This is a genomic window from Nocardia sp. NPDC059240 (assembly GCF_042753865.1).
Taxonomy (GTDB): domain Bacteria; phylum Actinomycetota; class Actinomycetes; order Mycobacteriales; family Mycobacteriaceae; genus Nocardia.
Map to the genome: position 1 here is coordinate 522,391 of NZ_JBHZAC010000005.1, position 17,452 is coordinate 539,842.

General features: G+C 67.7%; 16 protein-coding genes and 1 tRNA gene. 6 read left to right on the forward strand and 11 right to left on the reverse strand.

The window, feature by feature from the left end; genetic code table 11:
* Positions 1 to 55: 55 nt before the first annotated feature.
* Positions 56 to 1,894 (reverse strand): glutamine--fructose-6-phosphate transaminase (isomerizing), encoded by a 1,839-nt coding sequence (gene glmS / locus ACFXHA_RS21190; RefSeq protein WP_379359192.1) that lies wholly within the window; start codon positions 1,892 to 1,894, stop codon positions 56 to 58.
* A gap of 14 nt (positions 1,895 to 1,908) precedes the next feature.
* Positions 1,909 to 2,178, reverse strand: coding sequence for a hypothetical protein (locus ACFXHA_RS21195; RefSeq protein ID WP_379359194.1), 270 nt, complete (start codon positions 2,176 to 2,178; stop codon positions 1,909 to 1,911).
* Positions 2,179 to 2,311: 133 nt separating this feature from the next.
* Between ACFXHA_RS21195 and ACFXHA_RS21200 the strand changes: the two genes are divergently transcribed.
* Both ACFXHA_RS21200 and ACFXHA_RS21205 read left to right on the forward strand, forming a co-directional pair.
* Positions 2,312 to 2,848, forward strand: coding sequence for a peptidylprolyl isomerase (locus ACFXHA_RS21200; protein ID WP_379359632.1), 537 nt, complete (start codon positions 2,312 to 2,314; stop codon positions 2,846 to 2,848).
* Positions 2,849 to 2,875: 27 nt separating this feature from the next.
* On the forward strand, positions 2,876 to 3,751 hold the full coding sequence (locus ACFXHA_RS21205) for a rhomboid family intramembrane serine protease (RefSeq protein WP_379359196.1): 876 nt from the start codon (positions 2,876 to 2,878) through the stop codon (positions 3,749 to 3,751).
* Here ACFXHA_RS21205 and ACFXHA_RS21210 read toward each other — a convergent pair.
* Together ACFXHA_RS21210 and crgA are read right to left on the reverse strand one after the other, a co-directional pair.
* Positions 3,748 to 4,191 (reverse strand): PH domain-containing protein, encoded by a 444-nt coding sequence (locus ACFXHA_RS21210; RefSeq protein ID WP_379359198.1) that lies wholly within the window; start codon positions 4,189 to 4,191, stop codon positions 3,748 to 3,750. The two genes, ACFXHA_RS21205 and ACFXHA_RS21210, sit on opposite strands and share 4 nt — an antisense overlap.
* An 87-nt stretch (positions 4,192 to 4,278) precedes the next feature.
* On the reverse strand, positions 4,279 to 4,545 hold the full coding sequence (crgA, locus tag ACFXHA_RS21215; RefSeq protein WP_379359200.1) for a cell division protein CrgA: 267 nt from the start codon (positions 4,543 to 4,545) through the stop codon (positions 4,279 to 4,281).
* Positions 4,546 to 4,694: 149 nt separating this feature from the next.
* Between crgA and ACFXHA_RS21220 the strand changes: the two genes are divergently transcribed.
* Genes ACFXHA_RS21220 through ACFXHA_RS21230 form a run of 3 tightly spaced genes read left to right on the forward strand, consistent with a single transcriptional unit; the run spans position 4,695 to position 6,484 of the window.
* Complete coding sequence (locus tag ACFXHA_RS21220) at positions 4,695 to 5,336, forward strand: aminodeoxychorismate/anthranilate synthase component II (protein WP_379359202.1); 642 nt, start codon at positions 4,695 to 4,697, stop codon at positions 5,334 to 5,336.
* Positions 5,337 to 5,349: 13 nt separating this feature from the next.
* On the forward strand, positions 5,350 to 6,033 hold the full coding sequence (locus ACFXHA_RS21225) for a RibD family protein (RefSeq protein ID WP_379359204.1): 684 nt from the start codon (positions 5,350 to 5,352) through the stop codon (positions 6,031 to 6,033).
* Positions 6,023 to 6,484, forward strand: a complete 462-nt coding sequence (locus tag ACFXHA_RS21230; protein ID WP_379359206.1) for a deaminase — start codon at positions 6,023 to 6,025, stop codon at positions 6,482 to 6,484. Before ACFXHA_RS21225 ends, ACFXHA_RS21230 begins: the two co-directional genes overlap by 11 nt.
* Before the next feature lie 83 nt (positions 6,485 to 6,567).
* Here the strand turns inward: ACFXHA_RS21230 and pknB are convergent, their stop codons facing one another.
* From pknB to ACFXHA_RS21265, 7 genes are all read right to left on the reverse strand, one after another.
* Complete coding sequence (gene pknB, locus ACFXHA_RS21235; RefSeq protein ID WP_379359208.1) at positions 6,568 to 8,463, reverse strand: Stk1 family PASTA domain-containing Ser/Thr kinase; 1,896 nt, start codon at positions 8,461 to 8,463, stop codon at positions 6,568 to 6,570.
* Positions 8,460 to 10,037 (reverse strand): protein kinase, encoded by a 1,578-nt coding sequence (locus ACFXHA_RS21240; protein ID WP_379359210.1) that lies wholly within the window; start codon positions 10,035 to 10,037, stop codon positions 8,460 to 8,462. The genes pknB and ACFXHA_RS21240 overlap by 4 nt, the downstream gene beginning before the upstream one ends.
* Positions 10,038 to 10,071: 34 nt before the next feature.
* A complete protein-coding gene (locus ACFXHA_RS21245; protein ID WP_379359212.1) occupies positions 10,072 to 11,547 on the reverse strand; it encodes a peptidoglycan D,D-transpeptidase FtsI family protein in 1,476 nt (491 codons plus the stop codon).
* On the reverse strand, positions 11,544 to 13,043 hold the full coding sequence (locus ACFXHA_RS21250; protein ID WP_379359214.1) for an FtsW/RodA/SpoVE family cell cycle protein: 1,500 nt from the start codon (positions 13,041 to 13,043) through the stop codon (positions 11,544 to 11,546). The genes ACFXHA_RS21245 and ACFXHA_RS21250 overlap by 4 nt, the downstream gene beginning before the upstream one ends.
* Positions 13,043 to 14,548 carry a protein phosphatase 2C domain-containing protein gene (locus ACFXHA_RS21255; protein WP_379359216.1) on the reverse strand — a complete coding sequence of 502 codons (1,506 nt, stop codon included), beginning with the start codon at positions 14,546 to 14,548 and terminating at the stop codon, positions 13,043 to 13,045. Before ACFXHA_RS21255 ends, ACFXHA_RS21250 begins: the two co-directional genes overlap by 1 nt.
* Entirely contained in the window at positions 14,545 to 15,012 is a 468-nt protein-coding gene (locus tag ACFXHA_RS21260) for an FHA domain-containing protein (protein WP_379359218.1), read from the reverse strand. The genes ACFXHA_RS21255 and ACFXHA_RS21260 overlap by 4 nt, the downstream gene beginning before the upstream one ends.
* A 208-nt stretch (positions 15,013 to 15,220) precedes the next feature.
* Positions 15,221 to 16,648: an FhaA domain-containing protein gene (locus ACFXHA_RS21265; protein ID WP_379359220.1), complete on the reverse strand. Its 1,428-nt coding sequence runs from the start codon at positions 16,646 to 16,648 to the stop codon at positions 15,221 to 15,223.
* Between the two features lie 294 nt (positions 16,649 to 16,942).
* On the opposite strand from ACFXHA_RS21265, the gene ACFXHA_RS21270 reads away from it, so the two are divergent.
* Positions 16,943 to 17,025: transfer RNA gene (locus tag ACFXHA_RS21270), tRNA-Leu, on the forward strand.
* Positions 17,026 to 17,452: the final 427 nt, after the last annotated feature.

The following is a 17,452-nucleotide window of genomic DNA, read 5'->3' on the forward strand; positions in this document are numbered from 1 at the left end:
AATTCGTGCACGGGCCGGGGGTAAGGGGGTGTGGGGGCCTAGCCCCCACACCCGATCACTCCACGGTGACACTCTTGGCGAGGTTGCGGGGCTTGTCGATGTCCCGGCCCAGCGCCATCGCGGTGTGATAGGCGAGCAATTGGAGCGGGATCGTGAGGACGATCGGGTCCAGTTCCGCGCACACTGCCGGGACACGAATCACCGCGTCCGCCAGGCTGTCCGGCAGCTCGGCGTTGGTGACCGCGATGACCGGACCGCCGCGCGCCTTGATCTGCTCGATGGTGGTGATGTTCTTGGCCAGCAGCTCGTCGTCCGGCACCAGCACGATGCTCGGCATATCCGGATCGATCAGCGCCAGCGGGCCGTGCTTGAGCTCGGAGCCCTGATACGCCTCGGCGTGGATGTAGGAGATCTCCTTGAGCTTCTGCGCACCCTCGCGGGCCACCGGCCAGGCGCGGACGCGGCCGATGAAGAACATGCTGCGCGCCTTGGCATATCGGGTGGCGATATCGGCGATGTCGGCCTCGGCGGCGAGCACCGCGTCGATGGCGTCGGGCAGTGCGCGCAGTCCGTTCACGATGCGCTCGCCACCCGCCGCGGACAGATCCCGCACCCGGCCCAGCAACAACGCCAGCATGGCGAAGGAGACGGTCATATTGGTGAGCGCCTTGGTGGAGGCCACCGACACCTCGGGACCCGCGTGCAGGAACACGCCCGCACCGCACTCCCGGGCGATGGCGCTGCCGACCACGTTCACCGCGCCGATGACCCGACCACCCTTGCGCTGCAATTCCTGAACGGCCGCAAGGGTATCCAGGGTCTCGCCGGACTGGCTGATGGCGATGTAGAGGGCGTCCGGGTCCACCACCGGGTTGCGGTAGCGGAACTCCGAGGCGGGTTCGGCGGTGGCCGGAATCCGGGCCAGTTCCTCGATCAGCTGCGCGCCCAGCTGGCCCGCGTAATAGGCCGAGCCGCAGCCCAGGAACACGACCTTGCTGATGCCGCGCAGTTCGCGCGCGTCCATATTGAGTCCGCCCAGTACGGCGGTGGCGAATCGTTCGTCGAGGCGGCCGCGGAGTGCCCGGCGCACCGCGTCGGGCTGTTCGGCCATTTCTTTGCGCATGAAGTCGGGGTACCCGCCCAGCGCGTAGTCCTCGGCCGCCATATCGATGGTGGTGGGGATCTTGTCGGTGCGGCGCGCCTCGAGACCCAGTGTGCTGGTGCGGAATTCGCCGGCGCGCACGGTGGCGAGCTCGCCGTCGTCGAGGAACACCACGCGCTGGGTGTGGTGCACCAGGGCGGCCACGTCGGAGGCCACGAACATCTCGCCGTCGCCGACGCCGAGCACGATGGGGGAGCCGTTGCGGGCCACCACCAGCTCGTCGGGGCGGCGGGCGTCGAGCACCAGCAGACCGAAAGTGCCCTGCACCCGGCGCAGCGCGGTGCGCACGGCGTCTTCCAGGGTGTCGGTGCTGTCGAGCGCGGCGGCGACCAGGTGCGCGATGGCCTCGGTGTCGGTGTCGGAGAGGAATTCCACGCCCTCGGCGGTCAGGCCGGCGCGTAGTTCTTCCGCGTTCTCGACGATTCCGTTATGCACCACGGCGATCCGGCCCGAGCCGTCCAGGTGCGGGTGCGCGTTGGCGTCGGAGGGTTCCCCGTGCGTGGCCCAGCGGGTGTGGGCGATGCCGACATTGCCCTTGAGCCGGGTGCCCTCGCCGTCCACCTTGTCGCGCAGGTCCTGGACCCGGCCCTGGGTCTTGGTGACGCGCAGGCGGCCCCGGTGCGGCACGGCCAGGCCCGCGGAGTCGTAGCCCCGGTATTCGAGCCGGTGCAGGCCCTCCAGCAGGACCGGGACGGACTCACGATGCCCGATGTAACCGACGATTCCACACATTGCGGGACGGACTCCTACCCGTAGACGAGGCGACGCAGTTGTCGTTCGGTGAAGTCGGGGGCGGCCACCGGGCGCTGCGCGAGCTCGTCGGCCAGGCGCTGCCAGATCTCGGCATTGCGGAGCTGGCGGCCCTGCAGTTCGGCGTGTCTGCGGCGCACGAACTGTTCGGCGGTCTCGTCGAAGTATCCGACGACGTCGGCGACCACGCGGGCCGCGACGGCGGGCGGCAGGCCGGTGGAGGCCGCCACATGGCGGACCAGATCGGCCGGAACCCCGTCATTCACTCGACCGAACTTGCCATGCCGCGACCATTTCCGCCACTTCTGTGCCCGAATTCGGGCAGGGAATCACATCTTCGGCCATATTTCCCGGCCGCGCGTGTGCCGATTCCCGGGGACATTCGGCCCTGCGCCTAGGCTGGCGGGCGTGACCTCACCGAACCAGACCGCCGTCGCCACGCTGCACACCAACCTCGGCGACATCAAGATCTCGCTCTTCGGTAACCACGCCCCCGCCACGGTCCGCAATTTCATCGGCCTGGCCGACGGCTCCGCGCCCTACACCACCAAGAACGCGTCGGGCACCGACTCCGGCCCGTTCTACGACGGTGCGATCTTCCACCGGGTGATCGAGGGGTTCATGCTGCAGGGCGGCGACCCGACCGGCACCGGACGCGGCGGCCCCGGCTACGAATTCAAGGACGAGTTCCACCCGGAGCTGCGCTTCGACCGCGGCTACCTGCTGGCCATGGCCAATGCCGGACCGGGCACCAACGGCTCCCAGTTCTTCATCACCGTCGGTCCGACCACGCACCTCAACCGCAAGCACACCATCTTCGGCGAGGTGCTCGACCCGGACTCCCGCAAGGTGGTCGACACCATCGCCGCCACCGCCACCGACCGCAACGACCGGCCCAAGGACGAGATCGTGATCAACAGCATCACCCTCTCCTGAATCCGGCCAGAGCCGAAGAGAACTCACATGCAACCCCAGCCGCCCGCCCCGGCCTGCTACCGCCACCCCGACCGGCCCACCGGTCTGGCCTGCACCCGGTGCGGGCGTCCGGCCTGCCCCGAGTGCCTCACCGCCGCCGCGGTCGGTCAGCACTGCGTGGAATGTGTCCAGCAGGGGCGCAATGACGTTCGACCGGTCCGCAACGCGGCCGGGACGCCGGTGTCACAGATCCCCAAGCCGTATGTCACCTACGCGCTGATCGCGATCAACGTGATCGTCTTCGCGATCACGGCCTTCCAGGCCCACAGCCTGATGGACAACAACCGTTCGCGGTTGTTCTACGACTGGATGCTGGTGCCCGCGGCAGTCGGTCAGGACGGCGAGTGGGTGCGCGTCATCGGCTCCGGTTTCCTGCATTACGGCCCGATTCACCTGCTGACCAATATGTTCGCGCTCTACGTCCTCGGCCCCTACTGCGAGATCGCCCTGGGGCGTGGCCGTTTCGTGGCCGTCTACCTGGCAGCGCTGCTCGGCGGTTCGGCGGCGGTGACCGCGCTCTCGGATCCGCTCACGGCTTCGGCGGGCGCGTCGGGCGCGATCTTCGGCATCTTCGGCGCGGTCGGCGTGATCATGCTGCGCACCCGGCAGAACCTCACCCAGATCGCGGTCCTGCTGGGGATCAACCTGGTCATCACGTTCTCGGTGCCCGGCATCTCGATCTGGGCACACCTCGGCGGACTGCTGGCGGGCACGGTGGCCGCCGGAGGAATTCTGTATCTGCCGCGCTGGCTGGGGATTCGCGACACCCGGACCGCGCTCAATGTCGGCTGGGCTTCGGTCGCGGCGGTGGCCGTGGTCGCGGTACTGGTGACGGTGCTGGCCGCACCGACCCTGACGGGCTAGCGCGCCAGATGAATTCGCAGCACCTCGAGGACGTCCTCGGGGTGCGCGCCCAGATCCCAGCGGCCGAAGATCAGCAGTTTCTCGTCCCCGTGGTGATCCACATCCATTTCCAGCATGGGCATCCGGCGACCCAGTCGCCGGTAGTTCACCACGCGGACGCGCAGCACCTGCTCGGGTGCGTAGCGCTGCGCCCCGGCCATGCCGCGCACCACGACATGCACCGGATCACCGGGTTCGACCGCGATCCGCGGTCGCTGCCGCAGGCCCATGACGGTCAGGAACAACAGTCCCGCCGCGGCCAGCCCGATGAGCAGGCGGCCGGGACCGTCGGTGGCCAGAAAGGCGGCTCCGGCCAGCACCACGCCGCCGATGCCGCACACCACGAGCGCGCCCATGGGGGTGGACCACGCCAGGCGGGAGGAGGGATCGGACGAGGTCACTGTCCCCACTCCCTCCTCGGGTTGTCCACAGGCTCATCCACAGGTGTGTATGAATAACAATGATGTAAGGCACACGCCGGCATGCGGCTAGCGCCAGCGCATGGTCATGATCAGCCCGACGACCATGAGGCCGAATCCGATCAGGAAGTTCCACGCGCCCAGGTCGCTCATCCACCCGATGTGCTCATTGGCCAGGTAGTAGACGAGCAGCCAGGCCAGCCCCGCGAGCATGAAGCCCAGCATGATGCCGACGTACCAGATCGGCGACGGACCAGCCGACTTCACCCGCACGGGCGTGCGGCTGGCCGGGTTGATCGTGTAATCGGTCTTCTTCCGGACCTTCGACTTCGGCATGACGTCCTCGTTTTCGGCGTGCTGTCTGCGTAGACATTATCCCGGGAACCCTGGGGAAAGTGTCGTCGGGGAGGGTTGGCGCGATTGTGGCGACACGGTTCGGCGGTATTGCATGCGACGCGACCGGGCTCGCCCACTACTCTCGAATCATGCGTGTACTGGTCGTCGACAACTACGACAGCTTCGTGTTCAACCTGGTTCAGTATCTCGGACAGCTGGGTGTGGATGCCGAAGTCTGGCGCAACGACGATGAGCGGCTCGCGGATGTCGATGCGGTGGTGCAGGACTACGACGGCGTGCTGATCAGCCCCGGACCCGGTAGCCCGGACCGCGCGGGCGCGAGCATTCCGCTGGTGCACGCCGCCGCCAAGCATGCCACCCCGCTGCTGGGCGTCTGCCTCGGGCATCAGGCCATCGGTGAGGCGTTCGGCGCGACCGTGACCCGGGCCCCGGAGTTGTTGCACGGCAAGACCAGCGAGGTCTTCCACATCGGCGCGGGCGTGCTCGCCGGCCTGCCGGATCCGTTCATCGCCACCCGCTACCACTCGCTGACCGTTCTCGAGGAGACCATGCCGCCGGAGCTGGAGGTGCTGGGCCGCACCGAATCCGGCATCGTCATGGCTCTGCGGCATCGCGATCTGCCCATCCACGGTGTGCAGTTCCATCCCGAATCCGTGCTCACCCAGGGTGGGCACCGCATGCTCGCCAACTGGCTGGGCGTGTGCGGCGAGCGGCCGGCGGAGGGACTGGTGCAGACCTTGGAGGCGGAGGTCGCGGCTCTCGCGTCATGAAAGGGCCGGTGGCATGAGGCCGCACGTCCTGCTGTCGGTGGCCGTCAGCATCGACGGGTACATCGACGACGCGAGCCGGGATCGGCTGCTGCTGTCGAATGCGGCCGATTTCGACCGGGTCGACTCCCTGCGCGCCGAGTCGGACGCGATCCTCATCGGGGCCGAAACGCTGCGTCGCGACAATCCGCGACTGCTGGTCAACAGTGTGGATCGGCGGCTGCACCGGGTGGCGGCGGGTAAGCCGGAATACCCGGTGCGTGTGATCGTCACCGCGAGCGGCGATCTCGATCCGGCGCTGCGGTTCTGGCACACCGGCGGCGAAAGGCTGGTCTACACCACCGATTCCGGGGCCCAGCGTCTCGGCGACCGGTTGGCCGGGCAGGCCGTGGTCGTATCCCTGGGTGCGGCAATCGATTTCGAGGCACTGCTGGACGACCTGGGTAAACGTGGTCTGGAGCGGCTGATGGTGGAGGGCGGTGGTTCGATTCATACCGCGTTCCTGTCGGCCGGGCTGGCCGATGAGATCTGGATGGCCGTCGCGCCGGTGGTGGTCGGTGACGCGGCCGCGCCGCGCTTTCTCGGGCCCGCCGCCTTCCCCGGCGGCCCTCAGCACCGCATGCAGCTGGCCGATGTGGGGCGGATCGGCGATATCGCGCTGCTGCGCTACCTGCCGAAGGAGGATTCCGATGTCGGATGAGTCGCGTGGCGATCGCGGCTGGATGCGGCATGCCATCGGGTTGGCGCGGCTGTGCCCGCACAGCGATACCGCCTTCGCGGTGGGTGCGGTCATCGTGGGCGCGGACGGCGTGGAGATCGAGCACGGCTGGTCGCGGGAGACCGACGACAAGGTGCACGCCGAGGAGTCGGCGCTGAACAAGCTGGCGGCCGATGACCCGCGGCTGCGGCGCGCCACCCTCTACAGCACCCTGGAACCGTGCTCGCAGCGCGCGAGCAAGGACCGCGCGCCGTGCACGGATCGTATTCTGGCGGCCGGTATCCGGCGGGTGGTCATCGCCTGGCGCGAGCCCGGCACCTTCGTGGACAACTGTGTGGGTGTGGAGAAGCTGCGCGAGCACGGCGTCGAGGTGGTCGAACTGGCCGATCTGGCCGACGAGGCCATGTCGATGAACCGGCATCTGCGCCTTTAGGTTTCACCCGGCTGCCAAGGTTTCACATGAAACAGGGGTCCGCGGCAGCTGCCGCGAACCCCTGTTTTCGGTTTCGGATCCGATCAGTTCGGGCCGAGGGACAGGATGCCGGTCGTGATGGTGACCGTCTGCGTCTTGCTCAGCGCGGAGCCCGCGGTCGGCTGCTGTGCCAGGATGCGCCCGACCTCACCCGCGTTCAGGGTGCTCATGGTGTTCTGACTGACCTGACCGTTCCAGCCCTTCTGCCGCAACACGTCCACGGCCTGCGCCGGGGTCATGCCGCGCAGGTCGGGCATGGTCAGCTGCTCACCGCTGGACACCTGGACCGTGATGCTCGAGCCCTTGTCGGCATTGGTGCCCGCGGCCGGATTGGTGGCGATGACCGTGCCCTTGGGCTGGTTGTTCGGCACTTCCTGGACGGTCACCTGGAACCCGGCGGTATCGGACAGCGTCGACTGCGCGACATCGATGGACTGGCCGACCACATCCGGTACCCGGACCTTGTCCGGGCCCGACCCGAGGGTGATGGTGACCTGCCCGTCGGAGTCCGACTTCTGACCCGCGTCGGGACTCTGCGCGACGACCTTGTCCTTGTCGTCGACACTGGACGTCTGCTTCTTCACGTCCGGATTCAGCCGCAGCCCTACCGAATTCAGCTGCTGTTCGGCCTGCTGCTGGCTGAGTCCGGCCAGCTTCGGCACCGGCACCTGCTGCGGGCCGGTGGACACCTGCACGGTGACGGTGCTGCCCTTGTCGACGCGCGAACCACCCAGCGGCTGGGTGGAGATGACATTGCCCTGTGCGACCTTGGGATCGTTCTTCTGCTGGATGGAGACGTTGAATCCGGCCTTCTGCAGATTCTGCTGCGCCACCTGATAGGCCTGGTTGGCCACATCCGGCACCGCGACCTGATCCGGTCGGGCGCCCGGGCCGATCAACATGAACAGCAGCCCGGCCACCGCGGCGACCGCCACCACCGCGAGCACGGCGATCAGGGCGGTGCGGCGCCGCGGATCGGCCCCGACGATCTCCTGTTCGGTGGTGTCGTCACGGCGTTCGACGGTGCGGTAGCTGCGCGGCGGCGGCAGTTCGTCGTCGAGGCGGTCCTCGTCGGTCATGATCAAGGGCGCGGTGGGCTTCTGCCCGCCCAGCACCCGGATCAGGTCGGCGCGCATCTCGGCTGCGGTCTGATACCGGTTGGCCGGGTTCTTGCTCATCGCCTTGAGGATGACCGAGTCGAGTTCGCGCGGCACGCCCTGATAGACCTGCGACGGCAGCCGCGGATCCTCCCGAACATGCTGGTAGGCGACTGCGACCGGGGAGTCGCCGGTGAAAGGCGGTTCGCCGGTGAGGATCTCGTAGAGCACACAGCCCACCGAGTACACATCCGAGCGCGCGTCCACCTGCTCGCCGCGGGCCTGCTCGGGGGAGAGGTACTGGGCGGTGCCGATGACGGCGGCGGTCTGGGTCATCGGATTGGAGCTGTCGGCGATGGCGCGGGCGATGCCGAAGTCCATCACCTTCACCGCGCCGGCCCGGTTGATCATGATGTTGGCGGGCTTCATATCGCGGTGCACGATGCCGTTGCGATGCGAGAAATCCAGCGCCGCACACACATCCGCGATGACTTCCATGGCGCGGCGCGGCGGAAACGGACCCTTGCCGCGCACCAGGTCGCGCAGGGTGTCGCCGTCCACGTACTCCATGACGATGTAGGGCAGCGGGCCGCCGTCGATCTCGGCCTCACCGGTGTCGTACACCGCCACGATGGCCGGATGGTTCAGCGCGGCCGCGTTCTGCGCTTCCCGCTTGAACCGCAGGTAGAACGTGGGATCGCGAGCGAGGTCGGCGCGTAGCACCTTGATCGCCACATCCCGGCCCAGCCGCAGATCCCGGGCCTTGTGCACCTCGGACATGCCACCGAACCCGATGATCTCACCCAGCTCATAGCGGGAGGAGAGGTTCTTCGGGGTCGTCATGGCAATCCTTGCTGCGGGACTGTGGATGAATAGGGGTCCTGGACGTACAACGGACTGCGATCACTACCCGGGCTCACACCGCCGGGGCTCACACCGGGAACCACTGGAACTGATGGTAAGTCGCCCGGCTGCTGCCACGGCCAGCGGCTCGTGGTGGTCGGCCGCGGCGAGGTGGTGGTCGGCCGTTGCGTCGTGGTGGTCGGCGCGGTCGTGGTCGGCGGCGGTGTCGTCGTCGGCTCGGGGGTGGTGGTCGGGGGCGGATCGTAGGTCGTCACCGGCGGCGGTGGCACGGGTCGTTCCCTGGTGGTCGTGGTCGGCGGCACCGTGGTGGTGGTCACCGGTGGGGCTGTCGGGGCGACCACGGCGCTGGTGCGCGCGGGCGGCGTGGAGTCGTGGGAGCGGCTGCTGGCCACCGCGACTCCGACGCCCACGATCAGGATCAGCACACCGATGACGAGCCCGGCCATCGCCTTCTGCCGAGGGGTGAAGCGTTCGTCCTCCGGGTTGGCGGCGGGACCGGTGAAGGTCATCGGCCCGATCGGGGTGCGAGGACCCGACAGCACGGTGGTCGAGGCCGCCGCGGGCTCGGGCGCCTGCCGCATCTGCTGCGACGGGGTCTGGTACCGCGTGGTGGCCTGATCGGCCCGGGCGCCCGGAATGATCATGGTCGGCCCGGGCGGCAGCACCCGGGTCGCTCCGGTCATGGACTGCGAGACCGGGATGCCGCCGGGCGGCGTGGGTCTGCGACCCGAACGCACCGCCGCCACCGCGTCGGCGAATTCGCCGCCGTCGGTGTAGCGCTGGGTCGGATCCTTGGCCATGGTGATCTCGATGAGCTCCCGCACGTTCGGCGGCAGATCGGCGGGCAGCGGCGGCGGGGCCTCCCGCACATGCTTCATGGCGACGGTCAGCGCGCCGTCACCGGTGAACGGCCGGGTACCCGCGAGGGCTTCGTAGCCGACCACTCCCAGCGAGTAGACATCCGAGGCCGCGGTGGCGTCCTCGCCGGTGGCCTGCTCGGGCGCGATGTACTGGGCGGTGCCCATCACCATGCCGGTCTTGGTGACCGGGGAGGCGTCCACGGCCTTGGCGATGCCGAAGTCGGTGATCTTCACCTGACCGGTCGGCGTCACGAGAATGTTGCCCGGCTTCACATCCCGGTGCACCACGCCCGCCAGGTGCGCGACCTGCAGCGCGCGGCCGGTCTGCTCGAGCATGTCGAGACCCTGCGCCACCGAGAGCCGGTTGAGCCGGGAGAGCACCGCGTTGAGCGGTTCACCCTGCACGTATTCCATGACCAGATAGGCGATCTCGCCGCCGGACGGGTCCTGCGTCTCGCCGTAGTCGTAGATGCTCGCGATGCCGGGATGGTTGAGCTGCGCCGTGGTCCGCGCCTCGGTACGGAAGCGCTGCCGGAAGGTCGGATCGGTGGAGAATTCCGCCTTGAGCACCTTCACCGCCACCCGGCGGTCCAGCCGGGTGTCCAACGCTTCCCAGACCTGGCCCATGCCGCCGGTGGCGATCAGCCGCTGCAGCCGGTACCGGTCCGCGATCATCGCACCGTTGTTCAGCATTCGAGACCCTGTCTACCTTGCACTTTCATGTCGATCAGCCCCCGAGCCCGGCGTCCAGCACCGCTCGCGCGATGGGCGCGGCCACGGATCCACCGGTCGCGGCCAGCGCCCGGTCGCCACCGTTCTCCACGATCACCGCGATCGCGATCTTCGGGTTCTGCGCGGGCGCGAAGGCGATGTACCAGGCGTGCGGCGGCGTATTGCGCGGATCGTCGCCGTGCTCGGCCGTACCGGTCTTGGACGCGATCTGGTACGAGCGCGGCTGGGTCCCGCCCTGCGTGTTCTTCTCCGATTCCAGCATCAGGTTGGTGATCTGGGTGGCCACCTGCGGGGTGACCGCCTGGCCCACCGAGGTCGGTTTGGTGGTCTCGAGCGTGCTCAGGTCGGGGGCCTGCAACTGGTCCACCAGATACGGCTTCATCCGCACGCCGCCATTGGCGATGGTGGCCGCCACGACCGCGTTGTCGAGCGGGGTGAGCGCCACGTCGCGCTGCCCGATGCTGGACTGGGCCATGGCCGCACTGTCGGGAATGGTGCCGACGGTGCTGTCCGCCCACGGGATCGGAATGTTCGGATGCTGCGTCCCGATACCGAAGGCGTTGGCCTCGTCCTTGAGCTTGGCGGCCCCCACCTTCATACCGAGCTCCGCGAACGCGGTGTTACACGAGTACTTGAAAGCATCGGTGAGAGAAGCGGTTTGAGCATCGCCCGGGCCGCAGTGGCTGCCGTTGTAGTTCTCCAGCGTGGTGGTGGTGTCGGGCAGCGTGATGCGCGGCGCGGCGGTGAACTGGTCGTCCGGCTTGGCGATGCCGTTGGACAGCGCGGCCGCGGTCACGATCACCTTGAAGGTGGAGCCCGGCGGATACGTCTGCGAGACAGCGCGATTCAGCATGGGCTGGCGTGGATCCTGTTGCAACTGCTCCCACGTCTTCTGGGTGGCCGCGCCGTCGTGCCCGGCCAGCAGGTTCGGGTCGTAGGACGGCGTGGACACCATGGTCAGGATGCGGCCGGTGCTGGGCTCGATGGCCACCACCGATCCGGTCAGGTTCTTGGCGGTCAGCTGGTCGTAGGCGACCTTCTGCATGACCGGATTGAGGGTGGTCACCACATTGCCGCCGCGCGGATCGCGGCCCGAGATCATGTCGATCAGCCGCCGCCCGAACAGGGCGTTGTCCGAGCCGTTGAGCACCGAGTCCTCGGCGTGCTCGAGCCCGTTGCTGCCGTACTGCATCGAGTAGTAGCCGGTGGCGGGCGCGTAGGCCAGCGGATCGGTCGGATAGGTGCGCAGGTACTTGTAGCGGTCGTCGGTGGCCACCGAACTGGCGAGCACGGTGCCGGACGCGGAGATCTGGCCGCGCTGCCGCGAGTACTCGTCCAGCAGGACGCGCACATTGCGCGGATCGTTGCGCAGACTGTCGGCCTTGAACACCTGTACGTAGGTGGCATTGGCCAGCAGCGCGACGATCATCAGCATGACCGCCAGCGCGACCCGGCGCAGAGGCGTATTCACGCGGCACCCCCCTCCACCTTCATGTTCACCCGGGCTGTATCCGTCTCCACCTTGCGCAGCAATTGCGTCGACGCGTCCACGATCGGCTCGACCCGCTTGCGTGCGGGAGCCGGTCGCCGGGCGGCGTCGGAAATCTTGATGAGCAGCCCCAGCAGAATGTAGTTGGCCAGCAACGAGGAACCGCCGTAGGACATGTACGGCGTGGTGAGCCCGGTCAGCGGAATCAGCTTGGTGACACCGCCGACCACCACGAACACCTGGATGGCGATCGTGAAGGCCAGTCCCGCGGCCAGCAGCTTGCCGAAACTGTCACGAATGGCGAGTGCGGTACGGATACCGCGAATGGTGAACACGCAGAACAACATCAGGATGGCGGTCAGCCCGATCAGGCCGAGCTCCTCCCCGATGGCGGAGATGATGAAGTCGGTCTTGGCGAACGGCACCTGCGAGGGCCGCCCGGAACCGAGTCCGGTCCCGGCCAGTCCGCCGGTGGCCAGCCCGAACAGCGACTGCGAGATCTGATAGCCGGTGTTGGAGTAGTCCGCGAACGGGTGCAGCCAGGTCTCGACCCGCACCCGGACATGCCCGAAGACGTTGTAGGCGAACACGAATCCGATGATCAGCAGCACCGTGCCGACCGCCACCCAGCCCACCCGCTCGGTCGCGATGTAGAGCATGCACAGCACGGTGCAGAAGATCAGCAGCGAGGTGCCGAGGTCCTTCTCCACCACCAGCACGCCCACCGACACCGCCCACACCAGCAGCACCGGACCCATGTCCCGCAGGCGCGGCAGTTCCATGCCGAACACGTGCTTGCCCGCGCCGGTGAACAGGTCGCGCTTGGACACCAGCACGCCGGCGAAGAACACGATCAGCGCGATCTTGGCGAACTCGCCGGGCTGAACACTGAAGCCGGGCAGGCGAATCCAGATCTTCGCGCCGTTCACCATCGAGTACCGGTCCGGCAGCAGCGCGGGCAGCGCCAGCGCGATCACACCGATCAGGCCGAGCGTGTAGGCGTAGCGGGCCAGGCTGCGATAGTCACGCAGCACGATCAACAACCCCATGAAAACCACCATCCCCAACCCCGTCCACAGCACCTGCTGGTTGGCGTCGGGGGAGGGGATGGGCAGGGAGGCGAAGGCGGCATCCTGGGCCTGCGCTAGGTCGATGCGGTGAATGATCACCAGGCCCAACCCGTTCAGCAGTGCCGCGATCGGTAGTAGGAGGGGGTCCGCGAAGGCCGCGAACCGCCGCACCGCCAGATGCGCGACACCGAACAAAGCCATATACGCGGCACCGAGTTTGGCGATCTCCCAGGTGATCGCCTGCTCCTGACTCGCCTCCACCAACACCAGCGACACCGTGGTGATCAACGCCGCCAACCCCAGCAGCAGCAACTCCACATTGCGCCGGGTGGCGGGTGGCGGCGCAGGAGCGAATCCGCCGGGTGGACTGGGGAAGGCCCCAGTGGACGGCGGTGCCGGTGCGGACATCAGTCCGCCATCCTGCAGTTCTGCCCCGGAGTCTGCGGTGCCGTGGTGGTGGTGACAGGAGTGGTCGGCTGGTGCGGTTCCAGCGTGTGGTTCTCGCCGGTGCGTTCACCGCCGGTCAACCCGCCGGGCGCGGCCGGAGTGGTCGGCGCGGCCGGAGTCGTGGTGACCGCGGTGCCCGGCTGGTTCGGATCGGCGGGCGGGGTCGGCGTGGGCGTGGTGACCGGCTGCTGCGGCTGCGCCTTCTCGCACGGCGGCAGCAGTTCGGACTGCACCAGATTGCGGATCTGCTTGACGGCGTCGTCGCGCGAACCCGGCGGCAGCCCCTTGTCGACCGAATCGCGGCCGCTGGCACGCAGATCACTGCGAGTCAGCTGGACACAACCGGACGGGAACTTGTCCCCGGGGCCCGACAGCGTCAATTCACCGGTGCGCGTGACACATCCGACCTGATCCACATCGCGGATCGAGTAGCCCAGCACCGAACCGGGCAGACCCCGCAGCACGACCACCTTCTCGCCGTCCACGCCGACGTAGTAGTTGCTGCGAATCATGTTGTAGCCCACGGTGAGACCCGCGCCCACCGCCACCAGCAGCGCCAGCGACAGCGCCAGCCAGCGCAGCTTGTGGCTCTTCTTCGGGGGTTCGGGCTCGGGCTGCGCGACCGCGCGGCGCGGGGTGGCCCGCGGCGGGCGCATGGCGGCGGCCCGGCCCGCGGCGGTGTTCGGCGGCGGGGTGTCGTCGTCCTCACCGGAGGCCGCACCCGCCACGATGGGGTGGCTCTGGCCGTAATCCAGATCGATGACGTCGGCGACCACCACGGTCACGTTGTCGGGACCGCCACTGCGCAAGGCCAATTCGATGAGCCGGTCGGCCGACTCGTCGGTGGTGCCTTCGCGCAGCGTGTTCGCGATGGTCTCGTCGGACACCACATCCGAAAGACCGTCGGAGCACAACAGATAGCGATCCCCGGCGCGAGCCTCCCGCACCACCAGGGTGGGGTCGATCTCGTTGCCGGTCAGCGCCCGCATGATGAGCGAGCGCTGCGGATGCGTATGGGCCTGCTCCGGCGTGATCCGCCCCTCGTCCACCAGCGACTGCACGAAGGTGTCGTCACGGGTGATCTGGGCCAGCTCACCGCCTCTGAGCATGTAGGCGCGGGAGTCGCCGATGTGCGCGAGGCCGAGTTTTCGCCCGGCGAACAGGATGGCGGTGAGCGTGGTGCCCATGCCGTCGAGTTCCGGCTCCTCCTCGACCTGGTCGGCGATCGACGCATTGCCTTCGTGCACGGCACGATTCAGCTTGCCGAGCAGATCGTCACCGGGCTCGTCATCGTCGAGATGCGCCAGCGCGGCGATCATCAATTGTGAGGCGACCTCACCGGCGGCGTGGCCGCCCATGCCGTCCGCGAGCGCGAGCAAGCGCGCACCTGCGTAAACGGAGTCCTCGTTATTGGCTCGGACGAGACCACGGTCGCTACGCGCTGCGTAGCGGAGAACAAGTGTCACGATCGCAGCTCGATCACTGTCTTGCCGACACGGACTGGGGATCCGAGCGGAACTCGGACCGGAGTGGTGACCTTCGACCGGTCGAGGTAGGTCCCATTGGTGGAACCGAGATCCTCGACGTACCAATCCTCACCGCGCGGAGAAATTCGCGCATGGCGGGTGGAGGCATAGTCGTCGGTGAGAACCAGTGTGGAGTCGTCGGCCCGCCCGATCAGCACCGGCTGTGTGCCGAGCGAGATGCGGGTGCCGGCGAGAGAACCCTGAGTCACCACGAGATATTTGGCGCCCTTCTGGCCCCGGCGAAAAGATGGGAGCACCGCGGAACCGCCTGCGGCCCGAGGCGCGACCCGAAGGCCGGAAGCCGCGTAGATATCGCTGCGCAACGTCCGGAGCACCGCCCACACGAACAGCCACAGCAGCAGCAGGAACCCCGCACGGGTCAATTGCAGGATCAGTCCCTGCACGGTGCTCCACCTCCTGTTCGACCGTGTCGTAGGTACGGGGCAGTTACGGAGGTGGAACTCCGTGACCCCCAACCGGTGTGTTGCTGGTCAGCGCGGCCAGAGTCCGCCGCGAGTATTGGCAGCATCATAGGGCCGTAGACCGGTTGCGATCACGATACGACCGAGGAATTCCTAGCCATATCGTGACCTGCATCGCGAGCTTACGGGATCAGACGATCCGGATCAGGATCTCGGAATGTCCGGCGCGGATCACATCCCCGTCGGCCAGCTGCCAGTCCTGGACGGGCGACCCGTTGACCAGCGTGCCATTGGTCGAACCGAGGTCCGAGAGCATCGCGGTCTGGCCATCCCAGCGAACTTCGATGTGCCGCCGCGAAACTCCGGTATCGGGCAAACGGAAGTGCGCGTCCTGCCCACGACCGATGATGTTGCTGCCCTCGCGCAACTGGTAGGTCCGGCCGGAGCCGTCATCCAGCTGCAGCGTCGCCGAGTAGCTCGAACCGGCCCGGGCCGCCGGCGCGGCCGCGCCGTAGCCACCGCCCTGCTGGCCGTAGGCCTGCTGCTGGCCGTACCCCTGATCGTCGCCGTAGCCGGCCTGCTCGGGGTACTGGTCGTAGCCCTGCTGGCCGTAGCCCTGCTGCTGTCCGTACCCCTGTTCGGCGTACCCCTGCTGCTGGCCGTACGCCTGGTCGGCATAGCCCTGCTGGCCGTAGCCCGGCTGCTGCTGGCCGTACGCCTGGTCGGCATAGCCCTGCTGCTGTCCGTACGCCTGATCGGCGTAGCCCTGCTGCTCGTAGCCGGGCTGCTGCTGGCCGTACGCCTGGTCGGCATAGCCCTGCTGCTGGCCGTACGCCTGCTCGGCCGCGCCGTAGCCCGGCTGCTGCTGGCCGTAGCCCTGCTCGGCGTAGCCGCCCTGCTGGCTGTACGCGCCACCCTGCTGCGGCTGCTGGTAGTCGTAGCCGTTCTGGTACTCGCCGTAGCCCTGCTCGGACTGGCCGTAGCCGCCCTGCTCGTAGCCTTGCTGGCCACCGCGGCCGTACTCGCCGTAACCCTGCTGACCTTGACGGCCCGCAGGCGGGGGCGCGTACCCGCGACTCCGCGGATCGGACTCCGCGGGCTCACGGCTTGGGTCGTAGCCTGAGTTCTGCGTCATGGGGCCAGCTCCTGGTTGCGGGTTGGGTCGTTGTGGGCGTTCAGGTCCCGGTGACGGGCCTGCCCGCCCACCCGCGTCCGGATCCACCCGGCCGCGCGTCCTGAACTGTCCGGTGTGCAGCGTAGGGGATGCCTCGAACTCCACGTGCACTTCGCCGTAGGTCTGCCACCCTTGCTCGCGGATGTGGTCTTGCAGATGTTTGGCGAAAGCACGCTTGGTGAGCTCGTAATCCTGCGCGGCGAGATCGCGATCCGGCTGCCCCTCACCCTGGACGAGATTCCGTAGATCGGACTCGTTGACGGTGATGACATAGCTGTTGGGAGCCAGTAGATGGCCCCCGCCGAGATCCTGGACATGGTCGGCGGCCTCGCGCTGCAGCGCGGCCTCGACCTCCTGGGGTACGACGCTCCCACCGAAAGCACGGGCGAAGACATCGCCGACAGCACCCTGGAGACGGCGTTCGAAACGGGAAACGATCCCCATATAGCCCCCTCCCTTCTCGGGTTCTGTCACTCCCGTGAGGGAGCGCGTGCGTCGTGTCGTGTGTGCCGACAGACCGTGGCGCGCGGTGCGTCCTACAAAGCAACACGCGGACATGGCGTGTCGCCGCAGGGACACGTTGATTGCATGATATCCACGATCGTCCACACCTGTAACTCTTGGCGGCAACCCTGGGTTCCCGTGTCTACGTGACGGGGTAGCTTCGCGTTCGAACCCCCGGTAACCAGGCGATTTCTTTTTGGCGCAAACCTCGTGATACGTTTCTTCTCGTCGCTCGGGCGAGTGGCGGAATGGCAGACGCGCTGGCTTCAGGTGCCAGTGTCCGTAAGGACGTGGGGGTTCAAGTCCCCCCTCGCCCACTTGAAGAGGAAGGCCCTCGATCCACATCGGATCGGGGGCCTTCTTCTTTGTCCGGGTGCGTGTGGTGTCACAGGTGTCCGCGACCGCATCCTCGCGATGTGAGCCCTCGCTCGGTGAGACTCGGAAAGTCCCAGGTCACAGTGGATGTGACGAAGATCGCATGCCCTGGTCGGGGTGACCTGGCGGGGGCGTTGCCGGCGGGCGTTTCGGGGTGTTCCCGGGGCCGTAAATCGTTTGCCGGGTGATGACGTCTGGGGTATGCGCCCGATTACTGACCGGCATTGCCTGATGATCATTTAGCTAAGTCGCGGGTAAACAAACTCTGGGTTTGTTTGACTTCCGGCGACCGGCGGGCAATCGGGCTGAGCTGGGACGAAACGCCAGCTTAACGTGGGTTGAACCGATGGTTAGCGGAAAAATTACACG

Excerpts from the sequence above, each read along its gene's own strand:
- glmS (WP_379359192.1), bottom strand. The coding sequence starts at position 1,894 with ATGTGTGGAATCGTCGGTTACATCGGGCATCGTGAGTCCGTCCCGGTC.
- ACFXHA_RS21205 (WP_379359196.1), top strand. The coding sequence starts at position 2,876 with ATGCAACCCCAGCCGCCCGCCCCGGCCTGCTACCGCCACCCCGACCGG.
- crgA (WP_379359200.1), bottom strand. The coding sequence starts at position 4,545 with ATGCCGAAGTCGAAGGTCCGGAAGAAGACCGATTACACGATCAACCCG.
- ACFXHA_RS21220 (WP_379359202.1), top strand. The coding sequence starts at position 4,695 with ATGCGTGTACTGGTCGTCGACAACTACGACAGCTTCGTGTTCAACCTG.
- ACFXHA_RS21225 (WP_379359204.1), top strand. The coding sequence starts at position 5,350 with ATGAGGCCGCACGTCCTGCTGTCGGTGGCCGTCAGCATCGACGGGTAC.
- ACFXHA_RS21230 (WP_379359206.1), top strand. The coding sequence starts at position 6,023 with ATGTCGGATGAGTCGCGTGGCGATCGCGGCTGGATGCGGCATGCCATC.
- pknB (WP_379359208.1), bottom strand. The coding sequence starts at position 8,463 with ATGACGACCCCGAAGAACCTCTCCTCCCGCTATGAGCTGGGTGAGATC.
- ACFXHA_RS21240 (WP_379359210.1), bottom strand. The coding sequence starts at position 10,037 with ATGCTGAACAACGGTGCGATGATCGCGGACCGGTACCGGCTGCAGCGG.
- ACFXHA_RS21250 (WP_379359214.1), bottom strand. The coding sequence starts at position 13,043 with ATGTCCGCACCGGCACCGCCGTCCACTGGGGCCTTCCCCAGTCCACCC.
- ACFXHA_RS21265 (WP_379359220.1), bottom strand. The coding sequence starts at position 16,648 with ATGGGGATCGTTTCCCGTTTCGAACGCCGTCTCCAGGGTGCTGTCGGC.